The sequence below is a fragment of the Streptomyces sp. NPDC040405 genome, from assembly GCF_055595765.1.
Genome location: NZ_JBVIVI010000004.1, coordinates 627930 through 649558, shown reverse-complemented (window position 1 = coordinate 649558; position 21629 = coordinate 627930). Strand labels below are relative to the sequence as shown.

The window sequence follows — 21629 nt, the reverse complement described above, 5'->3', positions numbered from 1 at the left end:
GAGCGCTGCCTACAGTGGCTGATGTGTTCGATCCCGCTCAGCTCCGTACGTTCCTCGCCGTCGCCCAGACCCTGAGCTTCACCCAGGCCGCTCGCCGCCTCGGGGTGCGCCAGTCCACCGTGAGCCAGCATGTCCGCAGGCTGGAGGAGGCGGCCGGGCGGCAGCTGTTCAGCCGGGACACCCACGGGGTGGAGCTGACCGAGGACGGCGAGGCGATGCTCGGCTTCGCGCGCACGATCCTGGACGCGAACGAGCGGGCGGCGAGCTGGTTCCGGGGCACCCGGCTGCGCGGGCGGCTGCGGTTCGGGGCGTCGGAGGACTTCGTGGTGACCCGGCTGCCGGAGATCCTGAAGGGGTTCCGCCGCGATCACCCCGAGGTGGATCTGGAGCTGACGGTCGAGCTGTCGGGCACCCTGCACCAGCGGCTGGAGGCGGGGAAGCTGGATCTGGTGCTGGCCAAGCGGTCCGAGGAGCGGCCGCAGGGGCAGCTGGTGTGGCGGGACCGGCTGGTGTGGATCGGCGCGGAGGGGCTGCGGCTGGATTCCGGCCGCCCGCTCCCCCTGATCGTCTTCCCGCCGCCCGGGCTGACCCGGGCCCGGGCGCTGGATGTGCTGGAGCGGCACGGCAGGACGTGGCGGATCGTGTGCACGAGCGGCAGCCTCAATGGGCTGGTCGCGGCGGCGCGTGCGGGGCTCGGGGTGATGGCGCACACCGATGGCCTGATCCCGCCGGGCCTGGTGCCGGTGCCGGAGCGGGCGGGGCTGCCGGAGCTGGGGCCGGTGGACTTCGTCCTGCTGTACGGGGAGCGGCAGCGGGACACCGCGACCCGCGCCGCGGCGGAGCGGCTCGCGGAAGCGATCCTGGCCGGGCCCGTGCCGTAACCGGGCCGGTGCCGTGATCATGCCCGCGACATGCTCGGGGCTGTGCCGCGCTCGGAGAGATTCCGTGCAGAAAGTCGTCACATATCAGCCACACATGCGGTGCATAGGGGTGGACTGAGCACAATCCGGCCCCCACAGTGACCGTTTGACGCTCTTTCACCTCACTGGTCTGCGCACATTCCGACCATTCCCCGACGAAACACCTCTCCCGCCCGGGGCTTCGGATCGGGTACGGTCGCGGCGCTGTGCGGAGCGGCTTCAAGGAGCAGGTATTGCGCGAGTTCACCGTCCCCCCGTTGGCGTCGGCGCCCCAGGCCGGAGGACTGGCGGATGCCGTCTTCGAGCATGCGGAGTCCGACCCTCATCGGGTGGCGCTGGCGCGCAAGACGCCCGACGGCCGCTGGGAGGACGTGACCTCGGCCCAGTTCCGGGACGAGGTGGTGGCGCTCGCCAAGGGGCTGCTGGCCCAGGGCGTCCGGTTCGGCGACCGGGTCGGCATCATGTGCCCCACCCGCTACGAGTGGACGCTGTTCGACTTCGCGCTGTGGACCGTGGGCGCGCAGAGCGTGCCGCTGTACCCGACCTCCTCCGCCGAGCAGGTCTTCTGGATGCTGCACGACGCGTCGGTCTCGGCGTGCGTGGTCGAGCACGAGGACCACGCCATGACGGTCGGCTCGGTGGTCGGCCGGCTGCCGTACCTCAAGCGGCTGTGGCAGCTGGACGCCGGGGCGCTGGAGCAGCTGCTCATCGACGGCGAGTCCGTCGACGACGACCTGGTCAACCGGCACCGGCTGGCGATGACGCCGGAGCAGACCGCGACCATCATCTACACCTCGGGCACCACCGGCCGCCCCAAGGGCTGTGTGATCAGCCATGCCAATCTGATGGCCGAGTGCGACAACGTCGTCGAGCGGTACGAGGACGCCTTCCACTCCAAGCGCGGCGACGAGGCATCCACCCTGCTCTTCCTCCCCCTCGCGCACGTCTTCGGCCGGATGGTGGAGGTGGCCGCGATCCGCGGCCGGGTCAAACTCGGCCACCAGCCGAAGCTGGCGGCGTCCGCGCTCCTGCCCGACCTGCAGTCCTTCAAGCCGACGTTCATCCTCGCCGTGCCGTACATCTTCGAGAAGGTGTTCTCGGCGGCGCGCCGCCGGGCGGAGGCGGACGGCAGGTCGGGGCCGTTCGAGAAGGCGGTCGACATCGCGGTGCGGTACGCGGAGGCGGTGGAGGAGAAGGCGTTCGGCATCGGCACGGGCCCCAGCGCCTCGCTGCGCATGCAGCACCAGTTCTTCGACAAGCTCGTCTACAGCAAGGTGCGCGGCGCGATGGGGGGCCGGGTCCGGCACGGGATGTCGGGCGGCTCGGCCATGGAGCGGCGGCTCGGGCTGTTCTTCCGGGGCGCGGGCGTCACCGTGTACGAGGGGTACGGGCTCACCGAGTCGACCGCGGCCGCCACCGCCAACCCGCCCGAGCGGACCCGCTACGGCACGGTCGGCCAGCCGATCCCCGGCACCACCGTGTACATCGCCGACGACGGCGAGATCTGGCTGCGCGGCGGCCAGATCTTCAACGGCTACCTCGGCGATCCGAAGGCCACCGACGGGGTGCTGCGCGACGGCTGGCTGGCCACCGGCGACCTGGGCACGCTGGACGACGACGGCTATCTGACGATCACCGGGCGGAAGAAGGAGGTCCTGGTGACCTCCGGCGGCAAGACCGTCTCGCCGGTCGGGCTGGAGGAGCGGGTGCGGGGGCATCCCCTGGTGGCCCAGTGCATCGTGGTCGGCAACGACCGCCCGTACATCGCGGCGCTGGTCACGCTGGACCCGGAGGCCGTCTCGCACTGGCTGACGATGCGCGGCAAACCGACGATGGCGGCGAACGAGCTGGTCCGGGACGCGGATCTGGAGACCGAGATCCGGCGGGCGGTGGTCGCGGCGAACACCACCGTCTCGCAGGCCGAGTCGATTCGTACGTTCCGCATACTTGCCGCCCAGTTCTCGGAGGAGCATGGTCTCCTGACACCGTCCCTGAAGCTGAAGCGCCAGGCGATCGAACAGGCGTACGCCGTCGAGGTCGAGGCGCTGTACAACGCCTAGACGGCTTACGGGACGCGCGCACTCCCTGGGAAACACCGAGCCGCGAAGGGGGCACGAAATGATCGACGTCATTCTCCCCGCACTTCCCGAGCGCGAACTGACCCTGGTATCCGAGGAAACCCCCCAGGCCCCGGCGCTGACCGGGCACATCACCCTGGGCGGGCCGGTTTCCGTCCCGGTCACGCCCGAGCTGGTCGCCGGGGACCCGGAGCTCCTGGCCTTCCTGGAAGCCGAAGCGCACACCGCCGTCTACCATCTGCTGCACTGTGCGGTCAGCTGCGCACAGGACGCGCCGGAACCCACTCTGCACACGGTCAACCTCGATCTGACCCTGTCGGCCGCCGAAGCGGGGGCGGCCGCCTTCGGACCGGTCGCCTGGTCCATGGCCCCGCATCAGCTCACCGAGGCCGCCGATGTCTCCGCCGTGTCGGCCCCGACCACCCCGGTCCGCCTCGGGCCCCGGCTGGGGCTCCGGGACGACAGCCACGCGCCACCGGCCGGTGAACGGGTCTGTCTGGAGGCGCGGCGGGAGCTGCGCCCCGACCCCGGCTGGGAGATCCGCCGCACCGGCACGGCCCCCATCGGCGGTACATACCGGCTGGTCATGGTGGTGCGGGCGCCGCGAGGTACGGTGAGCCTGGCGGCGGTCGCGGTGGGCGCGACGGTGCGCGAGGGGCACACCCCGCACCGTTTCCGCACGGAGATCGCGCGCCCGGTGCGCCTGGCGGACCGGGAATGCGTGGCGCCCGGTGATCGTTGACGACAGAGTACGTGTTCGCATTCCGACGTAAGGATCGACCGCTCGTGAGCAAGGTCCCCTTCATCACCCTCAACAACGACGTTCGGATCCCGCAGCTCGGCTTCGGCGTCTGGCAGGTCCCGGACGACGAGGCACAGGTCGCGGTGCGCAACGCACTGGACGCCGGATACCGCCACATCGACACAGCGGCCATCTACGGCAACGAGGAGGGCACGGGGAAGGCGCTCGCCGCGTCGGGCATCGCCCGCGACGAGCTGTTCGTCACCACCAAGCTCTGGAACTCCGAGCAGGGCTACGACTCCACGCTCCGCGCCTTCGACACCTCGCTGACCAAGCTGGGCCTGGACTACGTGGATCTCTACCTGATCCACTGGCCGCTGCCCGAGGTCGACAAGTACCTGGACACCTGGAAGGCGTTCGAGAAGATCTACGCCGACGGCCGCGCCAAGGCCATCGGGCTGTCCAACTTCCACCCCGCCCACACCCAGCGGCTGCTGTCCGAGGCCTCGGTCACCCCGGTGATCGACCAGGTCGAGCTGCACCCGCAGCTCCAGCAGTCCGAGGTGCGCGCGTTCAACTCCCGCCACGGCATAGCCACCGAGGCCTGGTCCCCGCTGGGCCAGGGCAAGGGCCTGCTGGAGGAGCCGAAGCTCGTCGAGATCGCCGCGAAGCACGGGAAGAGCCCGGCGCAGGTCGTGCTGCGCTGGCACCTCGACCTGGGGAACGTGGTGATCCCGAAGTCCGTGACGCCGTCCCGGATCAAGGAGAACATCGACGTCTTCGACTTCGAGCTGGACTCCGACGACCTGTCCGCGATCGGCGCCCTGGACTCGGGCAACCGCCTGGGCCCGAACCCGGACACCTTCAACCTGACCCAGGTCTGATGGCCTGACGCGGGTTCCGCACCGCCCCGTCGCGCACCGCGCGGCGGGGCGGCGTCATGCCCGCGCCCGCCGCGCGGTCCCCTGTCACCGCAATTACGCTTGGCGCTCAGTAGAGCACGCAGCGTGACACGCGACAGGAGAACGCACTATGCGCCGCAGACGTCGTCATGGTCTTGAGCTCGCCACGGGCTGCACCGTCGCCATAGCCGCCCTGTTCCTCGCAGGCGCGGGCATACCCGCCACGGCGAGCCCCTCCCCGCCGCCCGGTTCCCACCGGGAGATCCCGCCCGAGGTGCTGGCCGCCATGCAGCGCGACCTCGGTCTGACGGCCGACGAGGCGCGGACCCGGATATCGAACGAATACAAGGCCGGACAGGCCGAACCCGGCATGCGCAAGAACCTCGGCAGCAGCTACGCGGGCACCTGGGTGACCGGGAACACCGCCGAACTCACCGTCGGCACCACCGACCAGACCCAGAGCGGCGCCATCACGGCCGCCGGTGCCAAGGCCACCGTCGTCGGCCACAGCCTTGAGCAACTGAACGCCACGAAGGACGCGCTGGACCGGGTGTCCGAGGAGCGCCCCCCGTCCGCCACCACCGCCTCCCTCTGGTACGTGGACGTGAAGAGCAACAGCGTCGTCGTCCAGTCGGCCCAGCCCACCGCGGCCCAGCGGTTCATCGACGCCAGCGGCGTCGACCGCGGCATGGTGCGGATCGTGGAGTCGGCCGAGCGCCCGGCTCCCCTTTATGACCTGCGGGGCGGTGAGGCGTACTACATCAATGCCACCGCCCGCTGCTCCATCGGCTTCTCCGTCACCCAGGACACCCAGGCCGGTTTCGTCACCGCCGGGCACTGCGGCGACGCGGGCGACACCACCACCGGCTTCAACCGCGTCGCGCAGGGCACCTTTCAGGGCTCGGTCTTCCCCCGCAGCGACTACGCGTGGGTGGCCACCAACGCCGACTGGACGCCCACGCCCCTGGTGATCGGCCCCGACTCCACCACCGTCACGGTCACCGGATCCCAGGAGTCGCCGGTCGGCTCGTCCGTCTGCCGCTCGGGCTCGACCACCGGCTGGCACTGCGGCACGATCCAGCAGCACAACACCAGCGTGGTCTACCCCGAGGGCACCATCCGCGGCGTGACCCGCACCAACGTGTGCGCCGAGCCCGGCGACTCGGGCGGCTCCTTCGTCTCCGGCACCGAGGCGCAGGGCGTCCTCTCCGGCGGCTCCGGCAACTGCACCGTCGGCGGTACGACGTACTACCAGCCGGTGAACCCGATCCTCAGCGCCTACGGGCTCACCCTCACCACCGGCTGACGCCCCTGCGTCACTCCGTCCGGGCCGCCACATGAATGGTGTGCGCGGCCAGGAGGAAGACATCCGGCCGCCGCATGAGCCCGGCCTCGTCATCCGGGTCGAGCAGCCGGTCCAGGGCGGCGAGGTCGCCGTCGTCGAGACGGTCGGCGGCGGCCTCGCGCCGATGGGCCAGCTCGGTCCGCAGGGCCTCGCGGGCGTTTCCGTCCAGCGGGGCGGGCAGGTCGAGCAGGAAGCTGCGGCTGGTGGCGCCGGTGAGACCGGCCGCCGTGAGCATCCCGGGCCAGTCCTCGACAGTCTCCGTCGCGCCCGGCAGCTCGGCCCGCATCTCGGCGAACGCGTCCCCCTGAACGGCATCGAGCCGGGCCAGCAGTTCGGGGCGGCCGAGTCCCGCGTCCCGGGGCAGGAAGCGGGGCGGCAGCCCGCCCTCGCCGACCGCCAGCAGCCCGCCGGGGCGCAGGGCCGCGGCGAGCCTGCGCAGCGCGTCGAGCTGATCCCCCAGATGGTGCACGGTCCGGCTCGACCAGATCAGATCCGCGGTGCCGAACGTGGCCGGGTCGAGCCCGTCCGGCAGCTCGACGGCCAGCGTGGTGACGCGGTCGGCGAGCCCGAGCCGGGCGGCGCGCTCCCGGGCCCGCTCCAGCAGGGCGGGCGCACCGTCCACGGCCACGACCTCGGCGTCCGGGAACGCCTGGGCGAGGAGGCAGGTCACCACGCCGGGGCCACTGCCCACGTCGAGGACGCGGCGCACGGAGCCGCCGCCCGCCGCGACTCTCTCGCGCAGCCAGGCGGCGGCCTGTTCGTGGGCAGGGGCGTGCAGCTCGGCGCCCCGTTCGAGGAGCGGGGCGAAGGCGCCCCAGTCGGGCTGCCCGGTGCCGTGGTGGTCGTGGCTGTGGCCGTGGCCATGGCTGTGGTCGTGCTCGTGTGCGCTCATGGCCGTGAGCCTGCTCGCATCGGGGCCGAATTGCCAAACTTCCTTGCCGTAACGGCAAATTCGCCGGTCCGTGCGAGAACTCCACGCGTGTTCGGCTCATGTTGACCAATCCGCGCCCGCCCGGGCGACGAATGAGATACGACACGTGGGTGGTGCAGTAACGCTCATCCGGAAGGACGGCTAGTGAGAGAGCCCGTGTTCATCGGTGGACCGGCCCCCAGGGGCCCCAACCTCGAGGAGTTGCTCGGATTGGTGGCCCGGGGGGATCAGAACGCCTTCGCAGCGCTCTACGACGCCGTGAGCGGGTCCGTCCTCGGGCTGACGCGCAGTCTGCTGCGCGACCCCGCCCAGGCGGAGGAGGTCACCCAGGAGGTGCTGGTCGAGGTGTGGCGGACCGCCGCCCGGTTCGAGCCCTCCCGGGGCAGCGCCATGGCGTGGATCATGACGCTCGCGCACCGGCGCGCCGTCGACCGCGTACGGTCCGCGCAGTCCGCGTCGGACCGCGAGGAGCGCGCCGCGCTGCTGAACCGCACCCCGGCCTTCGACGAGGTGACGGAGCAGGTGGAGGCCAGGCTGGAGCGCGAACAGGTGCGGCGCTGCATGCAGACGCTCACCGAGCTGCAGCGTCAGTCCGTGACGCTCGCCTACTACCGTGGCCGTACCTACCGTGAGGTGGCGGAACTGCTCCAGCTGCCGCTCGGCACGGTGAAGACCAGACTCCGGGACGGACTCATCCGGCTTCGCGACTGCATGGGGGTCGGAGCATGACCAGAGCGGACCGAGCGGATCTGCACACACTGACCGGCGCCTACGCGGTGTACGCCCTCTCCGGGCGGGAACTGCTGGCCTTCGAGCGGCATCTCGGCGACTGCGAGGCATGCGCGCAGGAGGTACGGGAGCTACGGGCCACCGCCGCCAAACTCGGCATGGCCACCTCCCTGACGCCGTCGCCGGTGCTCAAGGACGATGTGATGCGGCGGATCGCCACCGTCCGCCAGGATCCGCCGCGGGTGGCGAGGAACGAACCGGAGTTCTCCGGCGGCGGCTCCCCGCCCCGGCGTGCCGCGCGCGGGCGCTGGCAGAACTTCGCGCTGGCGGCCTGTCTCGCCGGGGCGGTGGCGCTCGGCGGGGTCGCCGCGTGGCAGAACCAGCAGGCGTCCGACGCGCGCGATACGGCCCGCCGCTCCGAACAGCAGCTGGCGCGGGCGGCGGCGGTGACCGAGGTGCTGGCCGCCCCGGACGCCCACAGCCGCAACGCCAAGCTGACGAACGGGGCCACGGGGACGGTCGTCGTCTCGCACGGGCTGGACAAGGCCGCGTTCCTCGCCTCCGGCCTGCCGAAACCGCCCGAGGGGCGGGTGTACCAGCTGTGGTTCAGCGACGGCGGCACGATGCGGTCGGCCGGGCTCATGGACTCCGCCGGCACCGGGACCGGCGGCGGCACGGCCGCGCTGCTGAGCGGCACGGTCGGGAAGGCGTCCGGCGTGGGGCTGACGGTCGAGCCCGCCGGGGGCTCCAAGGCGCCCACCACGGACCCGATCGGGCTGATGTCGTTCCCGGCGGGGTGAGGGCGCCGGGTGTAAGGGAGAGGAGTGACCACCACACCCACCACCTCGATCGCCGTCTTCACCTCCGACCTGCGGCTGCGCGACAACCCCGTGCTGGGTGCGGCGGTCCGCTCGGCCGACCGGGTCGTCCCGCTGTTCGTCGTGGACCGCCGGGTGGCGGGGGCGGGGTTCGCCGTGCCCAACCGCGTGGCGTTCCTGCGGGACTGCCTGGCCGACCTCGACGCGGGCCTGCGGGAGCGCGGCGGCCGGTTGGTCGTCCGTACGGGTGACGCGGTGGAGGAGATCCGCCGGGTGGCCGAGCAGACCGGCGCCGGGGAGGTGCACATCGCGGGCGGGGTGAGCGCGTTCGCGGGGCGGCGGGAGGAGAGGCTGCGGGAGGCGCTGGGCGGGGGCGTTCTGCGGGTGCACGGCACCGTCGTGACGGCGGCCGAGCCGGGCTCCCTGACCCCCTCCGGCCCGGGGAAGGACCACTTCGCGGTCTTCACCCCGTACTTCCGCGCCTGGCAGGGCGTCGAACAGCGCAGACCGCTCGCCGCGCCGCGCGCCGTACGGGTCCCCTCCGGCGTACGGTCCGAACCGCTGTCGGCCGTGTCCTCGCTCGCCCCGGGCAGCACCTCCCCCGGACTGCCCGAGGGCGGCGAGCGGGCCGGGCGCCGACGCCTCGACGCGTGGCTGCGGTCGGGGCTGGCCGCGTACGCCGACCGCCATGACGACCTGGCGGGCGACGCCACCTCGCGCCTCTCCCCCTACCTCCACTTCGGCTGCCTCTCCCCCGTGGAACTGGTCCACCGCGCCCGGAAGTCCGGCGGGCCCGGCGCCGACGCCTTCGTACGGCAGCTCGCCTGGCGCGACTTCCACCACCAGGTCCTCGCCGCCCGCCCGGACGCCTCCCACACCGACTACCGCCCGCGGGGCGACCGCTGGCGGTCGGACGAGACCGCCATCGCCGCTTGGCGGGCGGGCCGCACCGGCTATCCGCTGGTCGACGCGGGCATGCGGCAACTGGCGGCGGAGGGGTGGATGCACAACCGGGCCCGGCTGCTGGTGGCGAGCTTCCTGACGAAGACGCTGTACGTCGACTGGCGGGTGGGGGCGCGGCACTTCCTGGACCTGCTGGTCGACGGGGACGTGGCGAACAACCAGCTGAACTGGCAGTGGGTGGCCGGAACGGGCACGGACACCCGCCCCAACCGGGTCCTGAACCCCCTCGCCCAGGCCCGCCGGTTCGACCCCGACGGCGCGTACGTACGCCGGTGGGTACCGGAACTGGCGGCCGTCCCCGACCGCCGCGTCCACACCCCCTGGACGCTCCCCGAAGCGGTCCCCTACCCGCGCCCGATCGTGGACCTCGACGAAGCCGCCACCCGCTTCCGCCAGGCCCGCCACACCCCCTGAATTCAGCCCCTCCGGCGGTTGAGGGCCGGGGAACGGCGGGGCAGGGGGAGGAATCCGCTCGTGCGGGCGGCGTGGACCGGGCGGCCGGCCATATGGCGTTCGAGGAGGGCCGTGCCGCTCCCCCGGGTTTCGAAGGTGAGGCCGAGGAGCCACAGCGCCACGCCGACCGACGCCACGGTCCCCAGGGAGCCGGTGGCGTACTGGGCGGCCTGGACCGGGAGGGAGACGAGGCAGATGAGGGCGGCCTGGGGGAGGTAGACGGCGCGCAGGGCGTAGAGGTGGCGGTTGCCGGGGGCGCGGGCGAGGAGGCGTTCGTAGCGGGGGTCCTCGCCGTGCCCGCATCGCCGTACGCCGATGTGGACGGCGAGCCGCAGCCCCCAGACGGCGGTGAGCACGGTGGCCAGCAGCCGCCGGGTGCCGTCGCCGTGGCCGTCGGAGGCGGCGAAGGTGACGAGGGCGATGGCGGTGAAGCCGAGCCCCCACGCCACGTCGACGATGCGGTGGACTCCCTTGGCGAGGGCGACGAGGAAGGTGAGCAGCATGACGACGAACGCGGCGACGGCGCTGTACACCAGGCCCGCCCCGAAGGGGGCCCAGGGGAACGCGGTCACGCCACCTCCAGCGCCGGATACCAGTCCGCGGGCGTGTCGGGCATGCCGCTGAGCCCGCGCGCGGTGGGCCGTACGGCGAGGATCTGGTCGATGCCCATGCGCCGCTCCTCGAAGGCGAGCGCGCCACCGGCCAGGTAGAGCCGCCACATCCGGGCGGTGTCGTCGCCCGCCAGCAGCCGGAAGGCGTCCCACTGGGCCTCCAGCGCCTCGCGCCAGGCGCCGACCGTGCGGACGTAGTGTTCGCGCAGGGACTCGGCGGAGCGCACTTCCAGCCCGGCGGCCTCCAGCAGCCCGATGGTTTCGCCGAGGGGCCGCATATGGAGGTCGGGGGCGACGTAGCTTTCGATGAAGGCGCCACCGCCGGGGGTTCCGGCGGCGCGCGACATCTGCTGGACGAGGGCGCGGCCGCCGGGCCGCAGCATGCCGTGGAAGGTGCGGGCGAGACCCGGGTACTGGTCGTGGCCGACGTGTTCGCCCATCTCCACGCAGGCGACGGCCTCGTACTGGCCGCCCGGCAGATCGCGGTAGTCGCTCAGGACGACGTCGACGAACTGGCCCAGGCCCAGTTCGTCGACCCGTGTCCGCACGAAGTCGCGCTCCTCGGGCACCAGCGTGACGGCGGTGACCTGCGCCTTGTGGCGGTCGGCCGCGTACAGGGCGAGGGCGCCCCAGCCGCAGCCGATGTCGAGGAGCCGGGCGCCGGGGACGAGCGCGAGCTTGCGGCAGATGACCTCCAGCTTGTCGCGCTGGGCGTCGGCGAGGCCGTACGAAGGGTCGTGGCTGGTCCAGTAGGCGCAGGAGTACGCCATCGAGGGGTCGAGCAGCCGCTCGTAGAACTCGCTGAGGAAGGCGTGGTGGTGGCTGATGGCGGCGCGGGCGCGGGACCGGGAGTGCGGGGCGCCGCCGAGGCGGGCGCGGCCGCCGGGGGCGGCGGGCGGGGGCCCGACGGCGCCGATCCGGGCGGCGCGGGCGGCGGCCCGGGCGCGGGCGGCGAGGGAGACCCGGGGCGGGGTGGCGGAGTGCTCGCGGAGGGCGTGCCATACGGCGCGCAGCGCGTCGGTGAGGTCGCCTTCGACGTCGAGGTCGCCGCTGATGTACGCCTCGGCGAGGCCGAGTTCGCCGGGCTGCCACAGCAGCCGCCGCACGGCGCGCGGCGAGCGCAGGACGACGCGGGGCGCGTCCGGCGGGCCCGCCTCGCTGCCGTCCCAGGCGCACAGCCGCACCGGCAGCGGCCCGCCGAGCAGGCGTTCGGCGATCGGGGCGAGGGTGGGGGCCGCGTCGCTCATCGGTCTGCCTCCTGGAGCAGGATCTGCTGGACGTCGAGGTAGCGGGCGCGGAAGCCCGCTTCGGAGTAGGCGAGGTAGAAGGTCCACATGCGGCGGAAGGTGGCGTCGAAGCCGAGGTCGGCCACCTGCGCGTCATGGGCGGTGAAGCGTTCCCGCCACAGCCGCAGGGTCTGGGCGTAGTGGTCGCCGTAGGCGTCCCGGCGGGCCATGCGCAGCCGGGTGTGGCGGGCGGCGCACTGTTCGAGGGCGGCGACGGAGGGCAGGAAGCCGCCGGGGAAGATGTACTTCTGGATCCACGTGTAGGTGTGGCGGGTGGCGAGCATCCGGTCGTGCGGCATGGTGATGGCCTGGAGGGCTATCCGGCCGCCGGGGGCGAGCAGCTCCTGCAGGGTGCGGAAGTAGCGGGGCCAGTACGCCGCCCCGACGGCCTCGATCATCTCGACGCTGACGATGGCGTCGTACTGGCCCTCCAGCTCCCGGTAGTCGCGCAGCAGCAGGGTGATCCGGTCGGTGAGCCCGTCGCGCAGGGCGCGCCGCGCGGTGAGCCTGCGCTGTTCCTCGGAGAGGGTGGCGGTCACCACGTGGGCCCCGCGCAGGGCGGCGCGCAGGGCGAGCGCGCCCCAGCCGGTGCCGATCTCCAGCAGCCGGGTGCCGGGGCCGACCCCGGCGAGGTCGAGCAGCCGGTCGATCTTGCGGTGCTGGGCGGCGGCGAGGTCGTCCCACCGCGCGGGGAGGCGGCTGAAGAGGGCGGTGGAGTAGCTGAGGGTGGGGTCGAGGAAGAGCGCGAACAGCTCGTTGGACAGGTCGTAGTGGTGATGGACGTGTTTGGGGGCCGCCTCCAGGGTGTTGTGCTGCCCGACGGGGTGCGCCGGGGCCCAGGCGCCGCGCAGCCGCTGCGCCCAGCGGGGGACGATGCGGTCGGCGTGTTCGGCGAACACGGTGAGCACGCCCACCAGGTCCGCCGCGTCCCACTCGTGGGCGAGGTACGACTCGCCGAAGCCGATGAGCCCGTCCCGGCCGATGCGCCGGACGAACGCCTCGGGGTCGGCGATCTCCAGCAGCGGCCCGGTGGTGCCGTGGACGGGCCCGGTGCCGTACCGCACCCGCAGCGGCAGCCGGGCCAGCGCCCGGCGGACCAGTGGCCGGGCCAGGGCGTCGCGGGGCCGGGAGGGGCGGGGCCGGTCGGCCACGGCGGGCCAGCGCGCGGCGTCGACGGCCGGGCGGTGGGCGGCGCCGGTGGCGTGGTGCAGTTCGGTCACTCCATGCCCTCCTGTACGGGGTGTCGGGGGCGCGGCTGGAGGGGCAGCCCGCGCAGGTACAGCCGGATGCCCTGGAGCCGGATGTGCCAGCTGACGGCGGCGGTGGCCCAGGGGTGGCGGATGGCGGCGCGCAGCAGGGCGCGCGGGGTGGCGGGGCGGGCCCTGCCCCGTACGGTCGCGGTGAACGGCCGCACTCCCTCGCGCTCCAGATGGACGGTCAGGGCGAGTTCTTCGGCGGGGCGCGGCAGCCGCATCCGGTAGCCGCCGTCCACGGGAAAGAACGGCGAGACGTAGAAGTCCTTGGCGGTGTGCGCCCGGCCCTCCTCGTCGGGGCGCAGCAGATAGCAGTGGCGTTCGCCGTAGGTGTTGTGCACCTCGGCGACGACGAGGACGGCGGCCCCCGCGCGGTCGTGGCACCAGTAGAGGGTGAGCGGGTTGAAGACATGGCCGAGGACGCGGGCGTGCCCGAGCATCAGCACCCGCCCGCCGGGCGGGGTGACGCCCTGTGCGGTGAGCCAGCGGTCGAGGGCGGCACGGAGGGTGGGCCCGGTGCCCGCGAAGTGGTCGCGCGGGTCGAAGCGCGCGAGCGGACCCAGCGCCCGGGGCGGACGCGGAAGATGGTCGAGGTCGACCAGCCACAGGTAGGTGCGGTGGGCGAAGCCATGGCGCAGCGGCCGGCTGCGGACGTGGGTGACGACGCTGTCGTAGAGGGCGGGCGTGCGGGTGACGGGCGTACCGGGCGCGGCGGGGGTACGGGCCCGGGGGCGGGCGGCTTGGCGGGGGCGTGGGAGGTTCACCAGCGCACCCCCAGTGCGGCGGCGGCTCGGGCGCCGGAGGCGCAGCCGTCCTCGTGGAAGCCCCAGCCGTGGTAGGCCCCGGCGAACGCGGTGACGCGGTCGTTGAGGGACAGCAGCCACTGCTGGGCGGCCACCGACTCGGGGGTGTGGACGGGGTGTTCGTACACCATGCGGGCCAGCACCCGGTCCTCGTCCACGCGTTCGCCGCCGTTCAGGGTGACGATGTGGTCGCGGGGCGCGTCGAGCCGCTGGAGGCGGTTCATGTCGTAGCTGATGAGCACCCCGCCGGAGGGGGCGGCGCAGGACGGCATCCGGTAGTTCCAGGCGGCCCGGGCGCGGCGGTGGCGCGGCAGCAGGGCGGGGTCGGTGTGCAGCACGGTGTCGTTGCGGGAGTAGCGGAAGGCGCCGAGGATGTCGCGTTCCTCGTCGGTGGGGCGCTCCAGCAGCCGCAGCGCCTGGTCGGCGTGGACGGCGATCACGACGGCGTCGTACGCGGCGTGTTCACCGTCCTCGGTGACGAGGTCGACGCCGTCGGGGTGGCGGACGACGGTGCGCACGGGGGCGGAGGTGTGGAGGGCGGAGAGCTGTTTGGCGATGGCCTCGACGTAACGGCGCGACCCGCCGGTCACCGTTCTCCAGGGCGGGGCGCCGGTGACCGACAGCATGCCGTGGTGGTCGAGGAAGCGGAACAGGTAGTGGGCGGGCTGGCGCAGCGCGCTCTCGGCGTCGCAGGACCAGACGGCGGAGACCAGCGGGGTGAGGAAGTGGGAGACGAAGTAGCGCGACCAGCCGCCGATGGTGAGGAACATGCGCAGGGTGACCGTGTCGTCCGGCTCCCGGTCGAGGAGGCGGCGGGCGGCCCGGTGGAAGGCCGGGACCTCGGCGAGCATGCGCAGATAGCGGCCGCGGACGGCGTTGGAGGGGCGCGCGAGCAGCCCGGGCAGGCCGCGCGCCCCGGCGTACGCCAGTCCGCAGCCCTCGCACACCACGGACATGCTCATCTCGGACTCCTGGGTGGAGACGCCGAGTTCGCGGAAGAGCTTCAGCAGCTGCGGGTAGGTGCGCTCGTTGTGGACGATGAACCCGCTGTCGACCGGCCACACCCGCCCGCCGGGGGCCGCCACGTGGTGGGTGTGGGCGTGGCCGCCCAGCCGGTCGTCCGCCTCGTACAGCGAGACGTCGTGCGTGCGTCGCAGTACGTACGCAGCGGTCAGTCCCGCCACTCCGCTGCCGACGACGGCGATCCGCTGCCGCTGCCCGCCCATGCCCGCTCCTCCGTTCGGCACCGCCCTTTCATGGGGGTATTCGGAGCCGGTCGGGGAGCGGTTTGGTCACGATTCCCGCGCGGGGGCGGCGGGTTCAGGTATGGGCCCCGTGACCGGGGGCGGCGTCCTCGACGCGGCGGGCGAGCCCGAAGTCGAGCGCGGTGACCTTGCCGCCGACGCTGTGGGTGTTCACGGTGACGGTGACCTTGTTGTAGCCGAGGGTCAGATCGGAGTGGTGGCCCAGCTCGTCCTGGATCCGGGCGACCTCCGCGACCAGCCCCGCGGCCTGCGGATGCCCGTCGAAGACGTACGTACGGGAGAGCTGGTCGTCCGCGAACGACCAGCCGGGCAGCTGCTCCAGGCGCTCCTCGATCTCCTCGCGGGCCAGCGGCTCGACTGCCATGGCGGCGGCTCCCTTCCTCGTACAGGTCGTCGGGTGACGGCTCGGCCTTCCACCCTGCCACGGGCACCGCCGCGGGTCCGTTACCTTCGGGGCATGACAACTGTCGCGCCGCCCGGGGTGGGCGCGCTGCTGCGTGCGTGGCGGGACCGGCGGCGGATCAGCCAGCTGGAGCTGGCGCTGCGCGCCGGCTCTTCGGCCCGCCACATCAGCTTCATCGAGACGGGCCGGTCCCGGCCGAGCCAGGAGATGGTGCTGCGGCTGGCCGACCACCTCGATGTGCCGGTACGGGAGCGCAACGCGCTGCTGATCGCCGCCGGATACGCCCCGCACTACCCTGAGCGGACGGTGAACGATCCGTCGATGAGCGCGCTGCGCGAGGGGATGGAGCGGCTGCTGACCGGCTACGAGCCGTATCCGGCGCTGGTGCTGGACGGGACGTACCAGGTGCTGGCGGCCAACCGGGGCATCAAGGCGCTGCTGGAGGGCGTGGCGGACCATCTGCTCGCCCCGCCGGTGAACGCGATGCGGCTCACCCTCCACCCGGACGGGCTCGCCCCGCGCATCCGCAACCTCCGTGAGTGGCGCGGCCATCTGCTGGACCAGATGGACCGCCAGCTCGCGCTGATGCGGTCCGCACCGCTGCGCGAGCTGTACGACGAGGTGGCGGGCTATCCGCTGCCCGAGTGCGGTGGCCGGGAGTCGGCCGCGGGTGGCGGCCACGCGCCGTTCGCGCTGCCGATGATGATCGAGCACGGCGGGCGGACGCTGTCGTTCATCTCGACGATCGCGACGTTCAACACCCCCATGGACGTGACCGTCTCCGAGCTGGCCATCGAGACGTTCCTCCCGGCCGACCCGGAGACCGCCACCGCGCTCAACGGCATCACGCTGCCGTAGGGACCCGGTCGAGGGCCCGGTGCGGAAGCGCCGGGGTCACAGGCGCGGGGTCTGCGGGGACTGGGACTCGACCAGGGCGATGGCCTCCTCCTTGGTCGCGACCGAGGGCGGCGAGCCCTCCAGCGGCTGGCGGGCCGTCTCCTTCATCACGGCCGAGGCGATGATGCCGACGATGGCCGCGAGCATCGTGTAGTACGCGGGCATCAGGTCGTCGCCGGTGCCGCTGACCAGAGCCTCGACGACCAGCGGGGTGGTGCCGCCGAAGAGGGAGACGGAGATGTTGAAGGCGATGGACAGGGAGCCGTAGCGCACATCGGTCGGGAAGAGCGCGGGCAGGGAGGCCGACATCACGGCGACGTAGGTCAGCAGACACACGCCCAGCAGCAGCAGACCCGCGAAAACGGGGACGATGCCGCCCTGCTTGATGAGCAGGAAGGAGGGCACGGCGAGGACGAAGAAGCCGATGGACCCGGCCAGCAGAATCGGCTTGCGCCCGATGCGGTCGGAGAGCCGTCCGACGAAGGTGATGGCCGCCATGAGCACCACCATCACGATGATGATCGAGACGAGGGCGCTCGTGGAGCTGTAGTGGAGCGTCGACGAGAGGTACGTCGGCATGTACGACAGCAGCATGTAGTCGGTGACGTTGTACGCGGCGACCAGCGCCATGCACAGCACCATCGCGCGCCACTGGGTCCGGAACACCTGCCAGAACGGGAGCGTCGTGCGCTCCTGCGACGATGCCGCCTCGTCCTCCAGCTTCTGGAAGGCGGGGGTCTCGTCCAGCTTCAGCCGCAGGTACAGGCCGACCAGTCCGATGGGCGCGGCGACCAGGAACGGGATGCGCCAGCCCCAGGAGTTCATCGCGTCGTCGGAGAGCGTCACGGTCAGGATGGTGACCAGTCCGGCCGCGGCGGTGTAGCCGATGAGGGTGCCGAATTCGAGGAAGCTGCCGAAGAAGCCGCGCCGCTTGTCGGGGGCGTATTCGGCGATGAACGTGGACGCGCCGCCGTATTCACCGCCGGTGGAGAATCCCTGCAGCATCCGGAACAGGATGAGGAGCGCGGGCGAGGCGTAGCCGATGGAGTGATAGCCCGGGATGAGGCCGATGGCGAGCGTGCTCGTCGCCATCATGATCATGGTGAAGGACAGCACCTTCTTCCGCCCGATGCGGTCACCGAGCGGCCCGAAAAACATACCTCCCACCGGCCGTACGAGAAAGGCCACCGCGAACGTCGCGAAGGAGGACAGGACCTGGATCGTGGCGTTTCCGCCGGGGAAGAAGACCTTGCCGATGGTGACCGCGAGATAGCTGTAGATCCCGAAGTCGAACCACTCCATGGCGTTCCCGAGCGCCGCGGCTTTGACCGCGCGGTGAACGTCCTTCTCCTCGGTGACAGTGATGTCACTGCGCCGCAGAGGAGGGTTCTTGCGCCGCTTGATGGCGCGGTGGAGCATGGGGTGCCGGGCTGCGGCGGGGGCATCGGAATCGGTCAGGGCAGGCACAGCTTTTCTCTCTCTTCGTCAGGCGGATTCGGGCGCCTACCCAGCAGTTCCTGGTTGATGCGTAAAACCGGTCTGGAGGTCTCGTGATGGAGTCAGCCGCCCGTGTCTTCGCCCGGCTCAGTACGGACGAACCGATCGCGAAAACCGAGATCCTGATGGGCAAGGCCGTTGTACTCGGCGGGAGTATGGCCGGAATGCTGGCGGCCCGGGTGCTGTCCGACCATGCCGAGAGCGTGGTGATCGTGGAGCGGGACGCGTTACCCGCCGCCGCGGCTCCACGGCCGGGTACCCCGCACGACGGGCAGTTGCACACGCTGATGCACGGCGGCCGGATGCAGCTGCAGCGGCTGTTCCCCGGATTCGAGGACGAGGCGAGGGCGGGCGGCGCGATCGTTTCGTCCCCGTACACGATCCGGGCCTACGCCGACGGCACCCCCAAGGTGAGCGACGGCACGATGGGGCTCATCTCCAGCAGCCGGCCGTTCCTGGAGTCACTGGTCCGCCGCCGCACCCTGGCCCTGCCCAATGTGAAGGTCCTCACCTGCCGCGCCCGGGGGCTGGAGTTCCGCGCTGGCGCGGTCAGCGGGGTGCGATGCGGGGCAGACGGGGATGAATGGGTCGAAGAGGCCGATTTCGTCGTGGACGCCATGGGGCGGGCCAGCAAGCTCGGCGACTGGCTGGAGCAGAACGGCTGGCAGCGGCCCGCGATGCGGCGGATGGCCATCAACATCGACTACGCCACCGGCTACTTCCGGCGCACCAGCGCCGACCCGGAGCTGGCCGCGGCCATCGCCTACCGGACCCCCACCGCGACCCCGCCGCGGGTGGCGAGCGGCGCGATCACCGCCATCGAGGGCGACCGCTGGCTGATCACCCTGGCCAACTACGGGAGGCAGTCGCCGATCCGGGACGTGGGCGAGTTCCGGAAGCTGTGCGGCGAGCTGCCGCCGGTCTACCGCGAGGCGGTCGCGGGCGATCAGCTCGGCGAGATCCTCCCGTACCACCAGGCCGACAGCCGCCGCCGTGACTTCCATCTCCTCACCCGCTTCCCCGCCCGGCTGATCAGCGTCGGTGACGCGGTCGCGTCGTTCAACCCGATCTACGGGCAGGGCATGTCCTCGGCGACGCTGCACGCCTCGGCCCTGTCGGAGTATCTGCGCTCCCGGCCGGACCTCGACGCCCCCGCCCGGAGCTTCTTCACGATGCAGCGCGTCGTGGTGGACGCCGCCTGGCAGATATCCACCGCGGCCGACCTCGCCCGGCCGGACGTGACCGGCCCGTATCCGCGCGGCTACCGCCTCTCCCAGTGGTTCGCCCAACAGATCGCCGACGCCTCGGTGACGGACCGGTCCGTCGCCGTGCGGTTCAACTCGGTGACGTACATGCGCACCCATCCCCGTTCCCTGGCCGCACCGTCCACGCTGCTGCGTGCCCTGCGGGTCAATCGCTCGCGGGGGATGCGGCGCGAGAAGGGTTAGCCCCATTGTTCGCCTCACTGGCCCGGTTCACCTGCCACCGCAGCAAACTGGTGCTGTATCTGTCCGGAGCGCTGCTGGTCATCGCGGGCGCGCTGGGCGGCGGAGTGATCCAGGAGCTGTCCGCCGGAGGGTTCGTCGACGAGTCGACGGAGTCCGCGAAGACCGCGAAGGTCATGGACGACAGATTCCGGGCGGGCGCCCCGGACCTCGTCCTGCTCATATCCGACAAACGGGGCGTGGACTCCCCCGCCGTGGCCGCCGCGGGCGCCCGGCTCACCGAACGCGTCGCCCATGAGCCCGGGGTCGAGCAGGCCGCGTCGTACTGGTCGCTGGGCAAGGCCGAGCCGCTGCGCGCGAAGGACGGCCGCCAGGCGCTGCTGATGGCCCGGATCTCCGGCGACGAGGACCAGGTCCAGAACACCTTCAAGCGGCTGGAGGCCCGGTACGAGCACCGCGCCGAGGGGCTGGACCTCCGGGTGGGCGGCAACGCCCTCGCCGACAAGGAGATGTCCGAGACCACCGAGCAGGACCTCATCAAGATCGAGGCGGTGACGTTCCCGGTCCTGCTGGTCGTCATGCTGTTCGTGTTCCGCAGCGTGGTCGCCGCCCTGGTGCCGCTGATGGTCAGCGGGCTGACCATCCTGTCGGTGCTGCTGGTCATCCGGATCCTGACCCTGTTCACCGAGGTCTCCGCCCTCGCCAGCAATGTCACCACCGGCCTCGGGCTCGGCCTCGCCATCGACTACAGCCTGATCCTCATCAAGCGCTACCGGGAGGAACGGAACCAGGGCGCGCAGACCGATCAGGCCATCGCCACGACGCTGCGCACCGCGGGCCGCACCGTGCTGTTCTCCGCGGTGACGGTGACCCTGGCGCTCGGGGCGCTGCTGGTGTTCCCGTTCTACTTCCTGCGCTCGTTCGCGTACGCCGGGATCCCGACCGCCCTGCTCGCCGCGTTCGTCTCGCTCACCTTCCTGCCCGCGCTGCTGAAGGTGCTGGACCACCGCATCGAGAAGGGGCGGATCCCCGGCCGCCGCGCGGCTCCCACCGAGCCGGGAGAGGGCTTCTGGCACCGGCTGGCCACCGGGGTGATGCGGTTCCCGCTGCCGGTCGCGGGTGTCGTCACCGCGCTTCTGCTGCTGCTCGGCGCGCCCTTCCTCGATCTGCGGCTGAGCCTGCCGGACGAGCGGGTGCTGCCCGCCCAGAGCCAGGCCCGGCAGGTCGGCAGCGACATCCGGGACACCTTCCCGGCCCAGGAGACCCAGGCGCTCAACGTGGTCCTCGACCGCACCCCCGGGCCCGGCGACCGGAACGTGGCGCCGTACGCCGAGCGGCTGTCGAAGCTCGGCGATGTGTCCCGGGTGGACAGCGAGGCCGGGACGTTCGCCGACGGGCGGCTGGTGCAGCGGCCGTCGGACCTCTCGGCGCGCTTCGGCTCCGGCCACAGCACCTACCTGTCCGTGGTGCCCAGCCACCAGTCGCTGTCGGAGGAGGGCCGCGCGCTGGTCGCGGACATCCGGGGCCTCCCGGCGCCCTACCCCGTCCAGGTGGGCGGGCCCGCGGCGGAGCTGACCGACTCCATCGACTCGATGAACGCCCGGCTGCCGCTGGCGCTCGCGGTGATCGCCGCCAGCTCCTTCACCGTGCTGTTCCTCTTCACCGGCTCCCTGCTGCTGCCGCTGAAGGCGCTGGTCCTCAACTGCCTGAGCCTGAGCGCCACGCTGGGCGTGCTGGTGTGGGGGTTCCAGGACGGCCATCTTGAGGGGATCGTGGGCGACTTCGTGGTCACGGACTCGATCACCTGGACCGTGCCGGTGCTGCTGTTCTGCATCGCGTTCGGGCTGTCGATGGACTACGAGGTGTTCCTGCTGTCCCGGATCAAGGAGGAGTACGACAGAACCGGCGACAACGTGACGTCGGTCGCCCTCGGGCTGGAGCGCACCGGCTCGATGATCACGGCCGCGGCGGTGCTGATCGCCATCGTGTTCCTGGGCTTCCTGATCTCCGGCATCGTCTATCTCAAGGCGATCGGGATCGGGCTGGCGCTCGCGGTGCTGATGGACGCCACGCTGGTCCGCGGCACCCTGGTACCGGCCTTCATGCGGCTGGTCGGCAAGGGCAACTGGTGGGCGCCGAAGCCGCTGCGGGCGCTGCACGACAAGGTGGGCCTGCGGGAGAAGTAGAAGGACGCGCAAAGCGCCGGGGGGGGGGGGGGGGGGGGGGGGGGGGGGGGGGGGGGGGGGGGGGGGGGCTGGGTGGGGGGGGTGGGGGGGGGTGGTGGGTGG

19 protein-coding genes are annotated in these 21629 nt (G+C 72.2%); 11 read left to right on the top strand and 8 right to left on the bottom strand.

Annotated features, from left to right (window positions below; translation table 11 throughout):
• Nucleotides 1-23 precede the first annotated feature (23 nt).
• The 5 genes from ACZ59A_RS20645 (at nucleotide 24) to ACZ59A_RS20625 (ending at nucleotide 5948) form a co-directional block, all read left to right on the top strand.
• Entirely contained in the window at nucleotides 24-881 is an 858-nt protein-coding gene (locus ACZ59A_RS20645) for a LysR family transcriptional regulator (RefSeq protein ID WP_470960529.1), read from the top strand.
• A 272-nt stretch (nucleotides 882-1153) separates the two neighbouring features.
• Nucleotides 1154-2980 carry an AMP-dependent synthetase/ligase gene (locus ACZ59A_RS20640; protein ID WP_470960528.1) on the top strand — a complete coding sequence of 609 codons (1827 nt, stop codon included), beginning with the start codon at nucleotides 1154-1156 and terminating at the stop codon, nucleotides 2978-2980.
• A gap of 58 nt (nucleotides 2981-3038) precedes the next feature.
• Nucleotides 3039-3740: a hypothetical protein gene (locus tag ACZ59A_RS20635; protein ID WP_470960527.1), complete on the top strand. Its 702-nt coding sequence runs from the start codon at nucleotides 3039-3041 to the stop codon at nucleotides 3738-3740.
• Between the two features lie 44 nt (nucleotides 3741-3784).
• On the top strand, nucleotides 3785-4624 hold the full coding sequence (locus ACZ59A_RS20630; protein ID WP_470960526.1) for an aldo/keto reductase: 840 nt from the start codon (nucleotides 3785-3787) through the stop codon (nucleotides 4622-4624).
• Nucleotides 4625-4772: 148 nt separating this feature from the next.
• The gene (locus ACZ59A_RS20625; RefSeq protein ID WP_470960525.1) at nucleotides 4773-5948 is read left to right on the top strand and encodes a S1 family peptidase; all 1176 of its coding nucleotides are present in this window, start codon (nucleotides 4773-4775) and stop codon (nucleotides 5946-5948) included.
• Nucleotides 5949-5958: 10 nt separating this feature from the next.
• Here ACZ59A_RS20625 and ACZ59A_RS20620 read toward each other — a convergent pair whose 3' ends face one another.
• Nucleotides 5959-6879 carry a class I SAM-dependent methyltransferase gene (locus ACZ59A_RS20620; protein ID WP_470960524.1) on the bottom strand — a complete coding sequence of 307 codons (921 nt, stop codon included), beginning with the start codon at nucleotides 6877-6879 and terminating at the stop codon, nucleotides 5959-5961.
• A gap of 183 nt (nucleotides 6880-7062) precedes the next feature.
• Between ACZ59A_RS20620 and ACZ59A_RS20615 the strand changes: the two genes are divergently transcribed.
• From ACZ59A_RS20615 to ACZ59A_RS20605, 3 genes are read left to right on the top strand one after another with little or no spacing between them, the layout of a single operon-like run.
• On the top strand, nucleotides 7063-7647 hold the full coding sequence (locus tag ACZ59A_RS20615) for a sigma-70 family RNA polymerase sigma factor (RefSeq protein WP_468045968.1): 585 nt from the start codon (nucleotides 7063-7065) through the stop codon (nucleotides 7645-7647).
• Nucleotides 7644-8447, top strand: coding sequence for an anti-sigma factor (locus tag ACZ59A_RS20610; RefSeq protein WP_470960523.1), 804 nt, complete (start codon nucleotides 7644-7646; stop codon nucleotides 8445-8447). The genes ACZ59A_RS20615 and ACZ59A_RS20610 overlap by 4 nt, the downstream gene beginning before the upstream one ends.
• 24 nt (nucleotides 8448-8471) lie before the next feature.
• The gene (locus tag ACZ59A_RS20605) at nucleotides 8472-9842 is read left to right on the top strand and encodes a cryptochrome/photolyase family protein (RefSeq protein ID WP_470960522.1); all 1371 of its coding nucleotides are present in this window, start codon (nucleotides 8472-8474) and stop codon (nucleotides 9840-9842) included.
• Nucleotides 9843-9844: 2 nt separating this feature from the next.
• Here the strand turns inward: ACZ59A_RS20605 and ACZ59A_RS20600 are convergent, their stop codons facing one another.
• The 6 genes from ACZ59A_RS20600 to ACZ59A_RS20575 all read right to left on the bottom strand — a co-directional run bounded on the left by ACZ59A_RS20600 (nucleotide 9845) and on the right by ACZ59A_RS20575 (nucleotide 15463).
• Nucleotides 9845-10453, bottom strand: a complete 609-nt coding sequence (locus ACZ59A_RS20600) for a DUF1295 domain-containing protein (RefSeq protein ID WP_470960521.1) — start codon at nucleotides 10451-10453, stop codon at nucleotides 9845-9847.
• Nucleotides 10450-11739 (bottom strand): class I SAM-dependent methyltransferase, encoded by a 1290-nt coding sequence (locus ACZ59A_RS20595; protein WP_470960520.1) that lies wholly within the window; start codon nucleotides 11737-11739, stop codon nucleotides 10450-10452. Before ACZ59A_RS20595 ends, ACZ59A_RS20600 begins: the two co-directional genes overlap by 4 nt.
• The gene (locus ACZ59A_RS20590; RefSeq protein WP_470960519.1) at nucleotides 11736-12998 is read right to left on the bottom strand and encodes a class I SAM-dependent methyltransferase; all 1263 of its coding nucleotides are present in this window, start codon (nucleotides 12996-12998) and stop codon (nucleotides 11736-11738) included. Before ACZ59A_RS20590 ends, ACZ59A_RS20595 begins: the two co-directional genes overlap by 4 nt.
• The gene (locus ACZ59A_RS20585) at nucleotides 12995-13669 is read right to left on the bottom strand and encodes a DUF1365 domain-containing protein (protein ID WP_470960644.1); all 675 of its coding nucleotides are present in this window, start codon (nucleotides 13667-13669) and stop codon (nucleotides 12995-12997) included. The genes ACZ59A_RS20590 and ACZ59A_RS20585 overlap by 4 nt, the downstream gene beginning before the upstream one ends.
• 122 nt (nucleotides 13670-13791) lie before the next feature.
• Nucleotides 13792-15060 (bottom strand): NAD(P)/FAD-dependent oxidoreductase, encoded by a 1269-nt coding sequence (locus tag ACZ59A_RS20580; RefSeq protein ID WP_470960518.1) that lies wholly within the window; start codon nucleotides 15058-15060, stop codon nucleotides 13792-13794.
• 94 nt (nucleotides 15061-15154) lie between these two features.
• Nucleotides 15155-15463: a 4a-hydroxytetrahydrobiopterin dehydratase gene (locus tag ACZ59A_RS20575; protein WP_470960517.1), complete on the bottom strand. Its 309-nt coding sequence runs from the start codon at nucleotides 15461-15463 to the stop codon at nucleotides 15155-15157.
• Nucleotides 15464-15556: 93 nt separating this feature from the next.
• Between ACZ59A_RS20575 and ACZ59A_RS20570 the strand changes: the two genes are divergently transcribed.
• Entirely contained in the window at nucleotides 15557-16360 is an 804-nt protein-coding gene (locus ACZ59A_RS20570; RefSeq protein ID WP_470960516.1) for a helix-turn-helix domain-containing protein, read from the top strand.
• Nucleotides 16361-16396: 36 nt separating this feature from the next.
• Here the strand turns inward: ACZ59A_RS20570 and proP are convergent, their stop codons facing one another.
• A complete protein-coding gene (proP, locus tag ACZ59A_RS20565; RefSeq protein WP_470960643.1) occupies nucleotides 16397-17818 on the bottom strand; it encodes a glycine betaine/L-proline transporter ProP in 1422 nt (473 codons plus the stop codon).
• A 134-nt stretch (nucleotides 17819-17952) separates the two neighbouring features.
• On the opposite strand from proP, the gene ACZ59A_RS20560 reads away from it, so the two are divergent.
• Together ACZ59A_RS20560 and ACZ59A_RS20555 are read left to right on the top strand one after the other, a co-directional pair.
• Nucleotides 17953-19344 carry an FAD-dependent oxidoreductase gene (locus tag ACZ59A_RS20560; protein WP_470960515.1) on the top strand — a complete coding sequence of 464 codons (1392 nt, stop codon included), beginning with the start codon at nucleotides 17953-17955 and terminating at the stop codon, nucleotides 19342-19344.
• A 5-nt stretch (nucleotides 19345-19349) separates the two neighbouring features.
• On the top strand, nucleotides 19350-21527 hold the full coding sequence (locus ACZ59A_RS20555) for an MMPL family transporter (RefSeq protein ID WP_470960514.1): 2178 nt from the start codon (nucleotides 19350-19352) through the stop codon (nucleotides 21525-21527).
• The last annotated feature ends 102 nt before the right edge of the window (nucleotides 21528-21629 follow it).

Coding starts and splice junctions, on each gene's coding strand:
- ACZ59A_RS20580 (WP_470960518.1), bottom strand. CDS start 15,060: ATGGGCGGGCAGCGGCAGCGGATCGCCGTCGTCGGCAGCGGAGTGGCG.
- ACZ59A_RS20620 (WP_470960524.1), bottom strand. CDS start 6,879: ATGAGCGCACACGAGCACGACCACAGCCATGGCCACGGCCACAGCCAC.
- ACZ59A_RS20635 (WP_470960527.1), top strand. CDS start 3,039: ATGATCGACGTCATTCTCCCCGCACTTCCCGAGCGCGAACTGACCCTG.
- ACZ59A_RS20610 (WP_470960523.1), top strand. CDS start 7,644: ATGACCAGAGCGGACCGAGCGGATCTGCACACACTGACCGGCGCCTAC.
- ACZ59A_RS20570 (WP_470960516.1), top strand. CDS start 15,557: ATGACAACTGTCGCGCCGCCCGGGGTGGGCGCGCTGCTGCGTGCGTGG.
- proP (WP_470960643.1), bottom strand. CDS start 17,818: ATGCTCCACCGCGCCATCAAGCGGCGCAAGAACCCTCCTCTGCGGCGC.
- ACZ59A_RS20575 (WP_470960517.1), bottom strand. CDS start 15,463: ATGGCAGTCGAGCCGCTGGCCCGCGAGGAGATCGAGGAGCGCCTGGAG.
- ACZ59A_RS20560 (WP_470960515.1), top strand. CDS start 17,953: ATGGAGTCAGCCGCCCGTGTCTTCGCCCGGCTCAGTACGGACGAACCG.
- ACZ59A_RS20625 (WP_470960525.1), top strand. CDS start 4,773: ATGCGCCGCAGACGTCGTCATGGTCTTGAGCTCGCCACGGGCTGCACC.
- ACZ59A_RS20595 (WP_470960520.1), bottom strand. CDS start 11,739: ATGAGCGACGCGGCCCCCACCCTCGCCCCGATCGCCGAACGCCTGCTC.